The organism is Paenarthrobacter sp. PPS72 (assembly GCF_048537125.1).
Taxonomy (GTDB): Bacteria; Actinomycetota; Actinomycetes; order Actinomycetales; family Micrococcaceae; genus Arthrobacter; species Arthrobacter nitroguajacolicus_E.
This window is the reverse complement of record NZ_JBLYIE010000025.1, coordinates 81,167-91,910: the sequence shown is the minus strand read 5'-3', so window position 1 is coordinate 91,910 and position 10,744 is coordinate 81,167. Positions and strand designations below refer to the sequence as shown.

Here is a 10,744-nt window from a genome sequence, read left to right as displayed (position 1 = left end):
CCTGCCCTGCGGGCCTACTCCTTGACGGAGAGGCCGTTCTGCTTGAGTCCGGCCACCGTGGCACTCTGGGCCGTTTCCACGGCTTCGAGGACCTTGCCGCCGCTGGTCAGCTTGCCGTAAGCGTCCTTCAGCGCGGTGTTGGTGATGTCCCAATTAGGACCCCACTGCCAGCCCGGCGTGATGGAGGCGTAGGCCTGGTCGAAGACTCCATAGATGTCGTTGCCAAAGTAGCTGGCGTCGAAGGCTTTCTGGGCAACCGGGGTCAAACCCGGGAAGGCGAGGTAAGCGGAGCCGGTGTTTCCACGTGCTGTGATGGCGTCCTTGCTGGTGGCCAGGAACTCGATGAACTTGGCAGCCGCGGCCGGGTTCTTGCTGCTCTTGGTGATGTTGAAGCTGGAACCGCCGTAGAACGCGTCCGCGGGTGAGCCCCAATTGGGTACCTCGGCGGCAATCCACTGACCCTTCTGGCCGCTCGCTTCGGTACGCTTTTGGATGCCGGTTGCGCTCCAGTTGGCGCCAAGGACACCCACGACGGCGCCGCTCGCCAGGTCTGCGGACCACTCGTCGCTGAAGGACTGCTGGACCTTGACGATTTTCTGGTCGATCAGCTTCTGCCAGAAAGTGGCAACCTTCTGTGTCGGCTCGTCATTGATGCCCACCTTCCAGCTGTCGCCTTCGGTGCCGAACCACTTGCCGCCGGCCTGCCAGGACAGCGCAGCAGTGAGGGCTGCTTCATTCGGGTTGAAGCTGGCCAAGTGTGCTTCGGGAGCGACGGCTTTGAGCTTCTTGCCGGCTTCTTCGAATTCCTGCCAGGTCGTGGGGGTGCTCACTCCAGCCTTGTCCAGCATGTCCTTGCGGTACCACATGATCATGGGCGCTGCGTCGTAGGGGAGGGCGTAGGTCTGGTCGCCGAACTGCACCAAAGCCTTGGTCTCGTCCGTGAGCTTGTCCACGGTTTCGGCTTTGTTGATGTAGCCGTCCAGCGGCTGAAGTTGCCCGTTGCTGACGAACTGGGGCAGCTGCGGGTATTCGATGGTGGCCACGTCAGGGCCGTTGCCTGCCGTGATGGCTGTGGAGAGCTTGGCGTAGCCACCGGCACCGCCATTGGGGATGGTTTCGAAGTTGACCTTGATCTTGCTCTGGCTGGCGTTGAACGCTGCCGCAACTTTGTCCATTCCGGCCATGGAGGACCAGAAAGTGATGGTGCCGGTGGGGTCTTCAGTGGGGGTGGGGGTTGGCGTGGCAGCCGGGGTACTGCCACAGCCGGTGATGAGGGCAGCACTGGCCATCAGGCTGACTGCTCCAAGCAGAAGCTGGCGACGCTTCATTCTGTTCTCCTTTGAAGTTCACGATGCGAAGTCGTGGTGTGCTCTGGGGGCACCTTTGACTAAGCACTATGAAATCCACAAAAGTGAACATCATCAATAAAATGAACAGAAGTAAACAGAAGCGGGTGCTAGGCCTGTGTTGAATCCCGCACTACCAGCGCGGGCGACAGATTCACGCGCTGCAGCGCGGACGTGCTTCCACGCTTGCCGCCCACCCGGTTGAGGCACATCACCAAAGCCTGGTGGCCGACGTCGTATTTTGGCGGGGCAACAGCCGTCAACGGGACGGCACCAAGAGCCGCAATCTCGTCGTCGTAGGAGACGATTGCAAAGTCCTCAGGCACCCGTATTTGCCGTTCAAGGCAAGCACTCACGAACTGGAGCGCGTCTTCGTCGGTGTGGACGACCGCAGCGGTGACCTCCGATTCGGCGCACCAGTTCAGGATCCCGTTCACCAGTTCACGATGTGCCTGCGGATCGTTTTGAGCGCGGGACATGGCACGGACCATCGAGTCATCGCGCGTATGCCCGGCCCGTTGCATGGCCAAATGGAAGCCGTCGATCAACTGCGGCGCCGTAGGACTGTTCTCCCTGAGGCAAATCGCGATCTTCCGGTGCCCGAGCCCCAGCAGATGGTTCACGGCAATCTCCGAGCCGCGCACATGGTCGCTCCGCACCGATTCGAGCCGGCCGTGGTCCAGGGCGTCGTCAATGGACCGCTCCACCACCACCACCGGAACCTCCGCCTCCGCCAGCAACTCCAACGTTTCAGTGCCCGCCAACGACTGCTCGCTCGGGGTGACCAAGATGCCGTCCACACCGTGCTCGTAGAGCCGGCGCAGCTGCCTCCGTTCCTCGGCGCCGGAGTAGTTGGAAACCCCCAGCACCAGCCGAACTCCGGCCTCCTGCGCGGCAGCTTCGGCGCCGCGGATCACGCCCGGGAAGTAGTACGACGCCGACGGTACGATCATGCCGATCGTCGCCAACGGACGCCTCCCGCCGGGACGCCACGACGTCGACTGCCGGGTAGCAGGCATGGCCGTTGGCTTGCCTCCACTGGCGATCGCCCCGCCATGGACGCGCTCAAGCAGCCCCTGCTCTGCGAGTATCGCAAGATCGCGCCGAACCGTCATGCCGGATGTCCCCAGTTTCGCCGCGAATTCGCCGGCATTGAGGGAGCCATGGAGGGCCAGTTCCCTCAGGATGAGCTGTTGACGATCCTCGGACAGCATGCAGATTCCGCCTATCAAGTTCACTTGTGTTCAGTTTGTTCATTATGAACTATCAGTGGCGGCTGCCGTTCCGGACGGCGGGAGGGTTCCACCTCGTAGTGTGCTCAGGAACCAGGTTTACAAGATGTCACGTCTGCCCGTAACCGTCGAGGACGAGGACCATTATGGACGTAACCACCATCCCGAGAAGCGGTACCCAGAACGCGATCCGGCGCTTGGCGAGCATCACGATCGTGGCTATCGCCGCTGCGAGTGGGATGAGGAAGATCAGAACGTAGGCAGTCGTTGCCGCCCATTGCGGTATCGAACGGCTTCCGTCCATCCACTCGGACGCGCCGAGGGCGACAATCAAGAACTGCGCGACGGCGACGAACGGCTGCAAGACCAAGAGGATGATCGAAAAGACGCGATCAATGATCGAGGGCTGCCTGACACTTCGTTCTTCGACCAGTGCTTTCTCCACTATTTGTCCTAACGCATTCTCGAAGTAGTTTTGAGTGGGCCTGACGTCTAGGCTGCTACGGAGTGTACATAACCAATCCGGGGTGGGGCCCGCTCGACGCCTGCCCGGGACTGCGGCTTCTGATGAAACTCACCACTGAAAGGATGCAATGACATGAAGTGGTACCGATACGTACACAGTGTCTTGTTCGTCGCTTCCTTCATCCCGCTCGTGCTCTCTCTGGCCTTTCTGGCAAGGCATCATGCTGCCCTTGATTGTGCTGATTCCCTTCACGATCAATGAAATCGTGATCGACCGCCGCCAGAAAAGGACGCAGGAAAGCCGCCCTGCCCAGACCGTCCTGGAGTCCACCCTGGCACACGCCTACCGCGACTAGCCCGGGGGAAGGTTACTGAACCAACGAATGGCCGGCGCCGGTACACCCGGAGCAGGCCATTTCGTGTCCGTCACACGGGCCCCGGGCTGTGTTCGATACAAGGGGCACGTTGTATCAAAAGGTACGGATGGCCATCGCTTTACGTGTCCTCTGCTTTGCACCCAGCGCTACAGTTGACCGGACCCGCGCGATTCATCGGTACATAGCAGACAGGGAGGCCGAGGTTGGGAAAGTACTTTGAGCATGAAGTTCTAAGGGGCTTCTACCTGGAAGACAGCTGGGTATTGGACATCAATGCAAGCCGAGGACAGCTTGTCATCACCGCGGAGTTCGTACTGACCGACGAACACCCCTCTTATGCCCCGCCACGCCCCGGAGAGCAATACTGCTACCGCAAGGGGGTGCTGGTGTTCGAAGGTGTAACAGATTTGACCTGGACGGGTCAGCTCAGTTCCCGGCCTTCGCGTGACCCTGACGGGTCAGTTGACTACGGCAATATCCACTCACTCATCATCGAGGGAGACCACTACACCGTTGAAGGGGACCTCGGCATAATCGACCTCCAGGCTGCATCCATCCGTGCGGCACTCGTCTCGGACGGCACGATCCTTACTTCGCAAGGGGCCGCTGCTGATCTGTAGCACGCGCCCGGTGAGGGATCCCTGAACGGGCGGTGTAGCACGTCGGATCGACGTCGGCCGCACATCACCTCAACTGTCGTGATTATCGTGTCTTGGCTAGCACCCCGCACGGCAGTATGAGTGAATGGGTTTGTCCTCGCTCAAGGTGCGCTGGCTCCGGATGACCGCACCCAGATGGAGAGGGTGGCAGCCTGTTCGAGTCAGGCCGAGTCCGGGGGCCCTGCGCGAGCAGGGCTCCAAGCCTCTCCTGATTCAAAGGCCCGCTTAGATCGCAAGGAACTCCATCATCACCCGGCGTCCAGAAACCGTGCCTCTAAGGGATCCTTTACCGGACGCGGCCGAGCCGTCCTATATTTTGTCTTGCTGAGGTGGAAGTTGCCTCGCTCGCTTCGCTAGTGATTGCTCACCAATTCGTTTCCAGGCAACATCACGAGGGTGGCTCCTAAAGCCGTGAGCGCCAGCGCATGATTTCGGCGCGGAAGTCTTCGAGTCCGCCGGATTCGTTCCAGAGCTCGGCGAGTTCGTTCGATTCCTCTTTGAGTAGGCGGTCCATCGCGGAGGCTGCTTTCACCCTCAAGTGCTGGGGAAGGGTGCCTGTTGCCCGGGGCCAGGGTTCCGGCGCATATGCGGCGTCGTCACCCATCAACTCTGGTTGGTCCCAGGCGACCACCAGGGCAGCAGCGACAAGGCCGGTGGCTCCTTCGCTTGCGTCAATGTAGTCGTCAGTGTTCAGCACAGAGTCCATGGCTGTCTCTAGGATCGGGACCACTGTCTCTACGGTGTTGGCGTCGTCGAAATCAAAGGAAAAGTCTGCGGCGTCGTCATTGCCGAAGACAGAAACGTCCCAAGTACCCACGGTTCAGTGCACTCCTTCTAGAGGTTCATTCATAATTTGGTGCTGGTCCATCGTCGCTCAGGTAATCCTTCGAATCGCTTCAAGTGGCGAGGGAACGCAATCGAAGATCAAGCCTGCTGGTTTGCGCGGGCCTCAACTACACGTTCAACTTCCGTGACCTTGGGAAGGTAGTGCTTTCGGTTCATCAACCTGAGATCTGTCAGCTTGGTGAGATCCAGCAGCGGGGACAGATCCCCGTCAACGAATGTTGTCGACTCGTACAGAAACAGCTCGCGTAGTTCCTGCATGTTGCGGATTGGGGCCAAGGATTCAAGGTCGCCGCAGTTTCCCATGTTCAGGAAGCGAACACCGGAGGCAAAGGCCACGTCGTCGAGTGTGGTCAGTTTGCGGCAGGACTCAAACTGAAGTGTACGCAGAGACTGAGCTGCCGGGGACGTCCGCAAGGCAGAGACATCAGATAGCCCTCTGGCCCCATGGATGGAGAGTTCTTCCAGGTTCTCTAATGACTGCAAACCCTCCAAGGACTTGATCCGAACGCGCCCCTTCATTCTCAGCTTTTTCAACGAAGTAAGAGCCGATAACGTACTCAGATCAGCCGCCTGATAGTTATCAAGGTAAAGATCTTCCACACCCACCAAGTTACTGACCTGGGCTTCCACCATGTCCCACGGCACTGACAAGTGTCGGAGCTGGGCGAAACCCGAAAGATCCAGAGGCGTCCTAATATCCGCGAAGATCTCAATGGCCAGTGCTGTCAGCGATTCCCTCAGTCTCCTTACAGGCGAAAGATCATCGAGGGGCGGCAGCAAGATATCGAGTTCTTTCAACGGCCACGACCTTAGGAACTCCAGTGAGGGAGAGCTGAATCCATGAGCAATATTGAGCACCAGCGTGTGCACAGACCCGCTCTCAACCAGTTCCTCAACCTGAGGATTCCATGGACCGGTGACAAATAAGCGGTTCCCCTCCGGGATCGGCTCAAGCGAATACCCGTCGTAGGCAACCAACTTCTGCAGCGCGTAAGGCGTCGTGGACATGCCAGCAATCCTAAGGCGTAAGTTGGCACCTACCGACTCAGTGTTAAAGGGGCCACAGCCCTCAAATGGACTTGAACGCGCGCCCGTAAGCCGATCCTCTACCGGACGCGTTGCCACGATCGCCTAGGTGGTTGCTACAAGCTCCAGCTCGAATCCATCAGAATTTATGAGGTACGCAGCGTAATGCTCGGACCCGCCAGCGTGCGGGCCGTGTGTTGACTTCCCTTTCAGCTGCATGGGATGGCATGGGCCGCGGGCCATACCGGGTCAATGCCTCCGATGAGATTGAGGACGCCATCGTTCCCATCCCAGTCCAGGGTGTACGAGCCGCGGGCTACCGGTTCATACCCGTCGTCGGTGGTCCACGAGCTCGCGCGCAATCCGATCCAGCCGAACCTGACCGCGTACGCGTCACCCCTGCCAGCGAAGAGGAAAGAGAACTCGCGCGCGACGGCGCGGCAACCGTTGGCCGCAGGAGGATCCAGAACGCGGTAGCTGGCGCCCAGGTCGCTGAACGCACCGCCCAGGCAGATGAGGCACACCGCAGAGGCCACGATGCTGCGCAATAGCCGGACATGCGCTGCAAACGGTGGCACGTCAGTGCCGCGAGCTGCCCGACTGGAGACCATACGAAGCGTCACGGAGGCGACCAGCAGCATGCCGCTGACGGCCCAGAAGGTCAGTACAGTCCCGCCGATGACCAAAAGCAGCGCGCCAAGTTGCGCCACGGCCGTCATGGCCGCAAGCGCCAGGCACGCCGTCTCCAGCCGGCGCAGTACCGGAATGTTCAACGAGCTCTGCACTTTTCCCCCGGTCCCCATGGGCTGAGAGTCTAGCTGTATCGATCCTCTGCCGCTGACCAGAGGTTCACTTCACGACGAAATGACCGTGCCGTCGTCGCTGGCTACCCCGCGCCTTCTTGATCCATCCGCCAACCCTACCGATGCAAGGAACGCCGCCCGTATGCCGGTCGATCACCGTGCCTTGGACTCCCTCCGAGACGCTCCGCTCGCTTGCTTGCCAAGGGCACGTACGTAAGACCCGCACGATGAAATGCACGGTGACCGGGGGATTACTGCAACCATGTTCCTTATGACCGGAACCACGTAGAAGGCTATACCCGGCTCACGACGAACGACCAGGACCTGACCGCGCAACGAAAGGCTCCGTACCCTCGGCATTGACGAAAAAGCGATTCTTCGTTGCTCACGGACTGACGGGGGTAAGTGGCCCTGGGCTCTGTGAAAGCAATGGGGGCTTCGCCGGGACGGCCATCCGCTCGTGCGGCCAAGCTCCACCGACTGGCCCGCTCTCTTCTGATGCCAGGGACATTGCAGATGAGCTGACGGCCAAGGGCGTTGTGCTAAGTCTCGGCGGAAGCACCCACGATCCCACTGATCCGGTAGTCCGGAGCGGAGTGCATCACCGGGCAGGGGAGTTCAATTCTGTTCACCTCGCCCCGGTAAGCAGTCCCGGAGCCTACGGTGGTGGGGCTACTACTACGTGCCCCCGCAGGAGACTCATGGCAACCGGATTCACCATGCCCGCCCCGGATTTCGAACTAAGCCCCATCACCGGCTGGACGCGCGAGCATTGGGTGGCCTTCGCAGACCAGCAACTCCTCGCGGTGCGCCCCTGCTTCTCCGCGCGCAAGGCGACCATACAGCTCAGTGGCCGCGCGTCGTCGTCGGGAGTTTCATCGGACGGCATGGAGGGCTTTGCCCGGACCTTCCTGATGGCGGCGTTCCGGGTGGCGGGTGAGAACGGCAGCGATCCCCACGGCCATATGGACCTCTACCGGGAAGGGCTCCTGGAAGGAACCCGGACCGGCAGCCCTGAAGCGTGGCTGCCCATCACTGATCGCTCTCAACCGATGGTGGAAGCGGCGTCCATCGCCCTGGGCCTCCAGCTCACCAAGCCGTGGCTGTGGGACACGCTTTCCACCGGCCAGCAGGAGCAGGTTGCCGCCTGGTTGCAGGGTTCCTCGCGGAGTAGCTGCGTAGACAACAACTGGGTGTTGTTCCAAGTGATGATCGCCGAATTCCTGGCCGGCGCCGGGTTCGAGCACAACGCGGAACAGATTGAGCACGGATTGCAGAGGCTGGAGGACTGGTACGTCGACGGCGGCTGGTACAGGGACGGGGACAACCACGGCACCGGTGATTTCTTCGATTACTACTGTGGCTGGGCCATGCACCTGTACCCGATACTGTGGGCTGAATTTGCCTCCGGCAGGCACCCTGAGGCCGATGATCGCTTGGAGGTCTACCGGACGCGACTCGCCGCTTTCCTGGAGGACCACGTCAGCTTCTTCGGCTCAAACGGCGCCCCCATCTTCCAAGGCCGTTCCTTGATCTACCGCTACGCGGCCGCCGCGCCGCTGTTCATGGGTGAGGCCATCGCCGCCACGCCACTCAATCCGGGCCAGACCCGCCGGATCGCCAGCGGTGCAGCCAAGTACTTCCTCGACGGCGGCGCTTACGACGACGGCCTGCCATCCCTTGGGTGGCTCGGCGCTTTTGAACCGATGACGCAGGAATACTCCGGCCCCGCCTCGCCTTACTGGACATCCAAGGCGTTCGTCGGGCTCCTGCTGCCCCCGGACCACCCTGTGTGGACCGCTGTGGAGGAACAGTCACCGGTGGAAATCAGCGATGCCCTCAAGCACACCGAGGGACCTAACTACCTGCTGCACTCCACCGCCGCGGACGGTATCGCACGGCTACTCAACCACGGCAGTGACAAATACTACGGACCCGGCCCCGATGACCCCCTCTACCGCCGCCTCGCGTATTCCAGCCATACAGCGCCGATGTTCACCCGGCATCCTGTGGATAACCACTTCGGCGTCCTCAACGACTTCGGCACGCCCAGTCGCCGCTCGAGGATCCACCGCCTCAGGGCGTGGCACAAGCAAGCGGCCAGTTGGCATACCCCCGTGTGGAGTGACAGTGATGACCCCGCGGATTCCCCGTGGCGCGTAGCAACCGGAACCGCCGCCGCAGGTGGGTACGAGCTGCGGGTACATGTTGTTGTGGCGCAGGCCGGCTCCGGATTGACTGTCCGCGAAGGTGGTTACGCGCTCGCCGATGCCCTCCCGCTGGAGGAACGTGAGGGCGTGCTCAGGGCCGGTGGGCTGTACACGGCCATCTGGCCATTGCACGGGTACTCACGTGGTGGCATCTACCGGGGGGAGGGTGTTTCACCCCTCGGCGAGCACGCCGCCTGCAGCTACCTGGAGGGTCAGCTATCCGGTGAGCGCGAGTGCTTCGCCTCACTGGTGTACTTGGGCGGTGAGCCGCCCGCTTGGGTTCCTTCCGCCGTCGGGCCTTCCCTTGACCTGCTCGACGACGACCGCCGGGTCAGTGCGAGCCTCACCCTGGGCTCAGGCCAGGCGTTGGAGGTGATGTTCGCGTTCTGACGCGCGCGGGGACAATCTTGACGAAATCTTGAGATGACCCGGCGTCCTTCTTGAGGACCCCGTCCGATGGTTGAAACATCAGCCAAGCCGCTGACGGGAACTTCAAGGAAGGACCACCGAAATGACTGACCAGATCTCCGCCAAGTCCATGACTGTCGGCGCCGCCCACACGAATTCCGACGCCTTCGCAGGCAGTGCGGATGCCGCGGTCCCCGCTGGGGAAACCGTGGGCCAGACCCGTGCCGTGGTGACCGTCCGTGAGCAGTTCAACCCGCTTGGCGCGGGACTCCGGAGCATTTGGCCTCAATCGGTTGTTGGGTTCTAGGGCGGCTAAAGCTCTTCGGGCGGGTACCTCGTTATCAGGACGAGTACCTGCCCGACCTTGTTTAAGGGACGATGGAGTCCTGCGCGAAAGTAAGGAGGCTTGCCATCAAGGAAGAGATGAGAAAGGCCGCTGATGTGGCTGAGGAAGCCGCGAATTCGCAGGGCTTCGCAGCGGTGGCCCGTGCCGGCTATGCCGTGAGCGGGCTACTGCACCTGCTCATTGGCGTCATCGCGGTCCAGCTCGCAGTGGGACGCGGCGGGGAGGCCGATGTCAGTGGCGCGGTCACCGAGTTGGCCAGCAAACCAGCAGGCCCGCTCCTGCTCTGGGCCTGCTTCGCAGCGTGTGCGGCGCTGGCCTTGTGGCAATTGGGAAATGCCATCCTGGGCTACCGCTTGGCCTCGGACAACAAGTTGACCAAGCGGCTCTCAGCCTTGGGCCAGGCGCTGGTATTCGCTGCCTTGGCGGCCACCATCATGTCCTTCGTCGTGGGACAGGGGCAGAACAGTCGGGAGTCCAGCAGCGACCTCACCCTCACGCTCCTGAAGGCACCGTTGGGAGTATTCCTCCTGATCGCCATCGGTGCCGGCATTGCGATTACAGGCATCGTCTTTGCGGTGAGGGGCTTCCGTCGAAAGTTCACGAAAGACCTTTCGCTGTCGTCCAACCGGAGCGTGCACAAGTTCCAGCTGTGGGTGGGAGTGGTGGGCTACATCGCCAAGGGAATCGCCCTGTTCCTTGTGGGACTGCTGGTGATCATCGCCGCGGTTCGAGCCCGGCCCGAGCAGTCGACCGGTCTTGACGGGAGTTTGAAAGCCCTGAGGGAGCAGCCCTATGGACCGTATCTGTTGGCTGCCGTGGCGCTGGGGCTTATTGCTTATGGGTTGTTCCTGATGGTCAAGGCGAGGACTCTCCGGACCTAGTTCACTCCTACCTGAATCCAGAGCACCCACAGAACCTACATGGAGGAAATGACGTACAGGACGTTACGCGAGGCCCACTCCATGTTGCGATCATCCCTACCCTTCTTCCATGGTCGACAGATCATCATGATTGGGATCAACGGCA

Annotated in this window: 11 protein-coding genes; 5 read left to right on the top strand and 6 right to left on the bottom strand. The window is 61.2% G+C overall.

Annotation, left to right across the window (positions count from 1 at the left end):
* Nucleotides 1-14 precede the first annotated feature (14 nt).
* The 3 genes from ACLRGI_RS13040 to ACLRGI_RS13030 form a co-directional block, all read right to left on the bottom strand.
* Entirely contained in the window at nucleotides 15-1,328 is a 1,314-nt protein-coding gene (locus tag ACLRGI_RS13040; RefSeq protein WP_419202067.1) for an ABC transporter substrate-binding protein, read from the bottom strand.
* 128 nt (nucleotides 1,329-1,456) lie between these two features.
* Nucleotides 1,457-2,560: a substrate-binding domain-containing protein gene (locus ACLRGI_RS13035; protein ID WP_419202066.1), complete on the bottom strand. Its 1,104-nt coding sequence runs from the start codon at nucleotides 2,558-2,560 to the stop codon at nucleotides 1,457-1,459.
* Nucleotides 2,561-2,687: 127 nt separating this feature from the next.
* The gene (locus ACLRGI_RS13030; RefSeq protein ID WP_419202065.1) at nucleotides 2,688-3,023 is read right to left on the bottom strand and encodes a hypothetical protein; all 336 of its coding nucleotides are present in this window, start codon (nucleotides 3,021-3,023) and stop codon (nucleotides 2,688-2,690) included.
* Nucleotides 3,024-3,264: 241 nt separating this feature from the next.
* Between ACLRGI_RS13030 and ACLRGI_RS13025 the strand changes: the two genes are divergently transcribed.
* Both ACLRGI_RS13025 and ACLRGI_RS13020 read left to right on the top strand, forming a co-directional pair.
* Entirely contained in the window at nucleotides 3,265-3,399 is a 135-nt protein-coding gene (locus ACLRGI_RS13025; protein ID WP_419202064.1) for a hypothetical protein, read from the top strand.
* A gap of 224 nt (nucleotides 3,400-3,623) precedes the next feature.
* The gene (locus ACLRGI_RS13020) at nucleotides 3,624-4,040 is read left to right on the top strand and encodes a hypothetical protein (RefSeq protein WP_419202063.1); all 417 of its coding nucleotides are present in this window, start codon (nucleotides 3,624-3,626) and stop codon (nucleotides 4,038-4,040) included.
* A gap of 442 nt (nucleotides 4,041-4,482) precedes the next feature.
* On the opposite strand, the gene ACLRGI_RS13015 is transcribed toward ACLRGI_RS13020, so the two are convergent.
* The 3 genes from ACLRGI_RS13015 to ACLRGI_RS13005 form a co-directional block, all read right to left on the bottom strand.
* Nucleotides 4,483-4,896 (bottom strand): DUF4259 domain-containing protein, encoded by a 414-nt coding sequence (locus ACLRGI_RS13015; protein ID WP_419202062.1) that lies wholly within the window; start codon nucleotides 4,894-4,896, stop codon nucleotides 4,483-4,485.
* 107 nt (nucleotides 4,897-5,003) lie between these two features.
* Nucleotides 5,004-5,933: a leucine-rich repeat domain-containing protein gene (locus tag ACLRGI_RS13010; protein ID WP_419202061.1), complete on the bottom strand. Its 930-nt coding sequence runs from the start codon at nucleotides 5,931-5,933 to the stop codon at nucleotides 5,004-5,006.
* Between the two features lie 227 nt (nucleotides 5,934-6,160).
* A complete protein-coding gene (locus ACLRGI_RS13005) occupies nucleotides 6,161-6,754 on the bottom strand; it encodes a hypothetical protein (RefSeq protein WP_419202060.1) in 594 nt (197 codons plus the stop codon).
* Between the two features lie 701 nt (nucleotides 6,755-7,455).
* Between ACLRGI_RS13005 and ACLRGI_RS13000 the strand changes: the two genes are divergently transcribed.
* From ACLRGI_RS13000 to ACLRGI_RS12990, 3 genes are all read left to right on the top strand, one after another.
* Nucleotides 7,456-9,354 carry a DUF2264 domain-containing protein gene (locus ACLRGI_RS13000; protein ID WP_419202059.1) on the top strand — a complete coding sequence of 633 codons (1,899 nt, stop codon included), beginning with the start codon at nucleotides 7,456-7,458 and terminating at the stop codon, nucleotides 9,352-9,354.
* Nucleotides 9,355-9,475: 121 nt separating this feature from the next.
* Nucleotides 9,476-9,679 carry a hypothetical protein gene (locus ACLRGI_RS12995; protein ID WP_419202058.1) on the top strand — a complete coding sequence of 68 codons (204 nt, stop codon included), beginning with the start codon at nucleotides 9,476-9,478 and terminating at the stop codon, nucleotides 9,677-9,679.
* A gap of 116 nt (nucleotides 9,680-9,795) precedes the next feature.
* Nucleotides 9,796-10,599 carry a DUF1206 domain-containing protein gene (locus ACLRGI_RS12990; RefSeq protein WP_419202057.1) on the top strand — a complete coding sequence of 268 codons (804 nt, stop codon included), beginning with the start codon at nucleotides 9,796-9,798 and terminating at the stop codon, nucleotides 10,597-10,599.
* The last annotated feature ends 145 nt before the right edge of the window (nucleotides 10,600-10,744 follow it).

Bases quoted from the DNA above. Each gene is read 5' to 3' on its own strand.
- ACLRGI_RS13040 (WP_419202067.1), bottom strand. From the start codon at position 1,328: ATGAAGCGTCGCCAGCTTCTGCTTGGAGCAGTCAGCCTGATGGCCAGT.
- ACLRGI_RS12995 (WP_419202058.1), top strand. From the start codon at position 9,476: ATGACTGACCAGATCTCCGCCAAGTCCATGACTGTCGGCGCCGCCCAC.
- ACLRGI_RS13035 (WP_419202066.1), bottom strand. From the start codon at position 2,560: ATGCTGTCCGAGGATCGTCAACAGCTCATCCTGAGGGAACTGGCCCTC.
- ACLRGI_RS12990 (WP_419202057.1), top strand. From the start codon at position 9,796: ATGAGAAAGGCCGCTGATGTGGCTGAGGAAGCCGCGAATTCGCAGGGC.
- ACLRGI_RS13025 (WP_419202064.1), top strand. From the start codon at position 3,265: ATGCTGCCCTTGATTGTGCTGATTCCCTTCACGATCAATGAAATCGTG.
- ACLRGI_RS13005 (WP_419202060.1), bottom strand. From the start codon at position 6,754: ATGGGGACCGGGGGAAAAGTGCAGAGCTCGTTGAACATTCCGGTACTG.
- ACLRGI_RS13010 (WP_419202061.1), bottom strand. From the start codon at position 5,933: ATGTCCACGACGCCTTACGCGCTGCAGAAGTTGGTTGCCTACGACGGG.
- ACLRGI_RS13000 (WP_419202059.1), top strand. From the start codon at position 7,456: ATGGCAACCGGATTCACCATGCCCGCCCCGGATTTCGAACTAAGCCCC.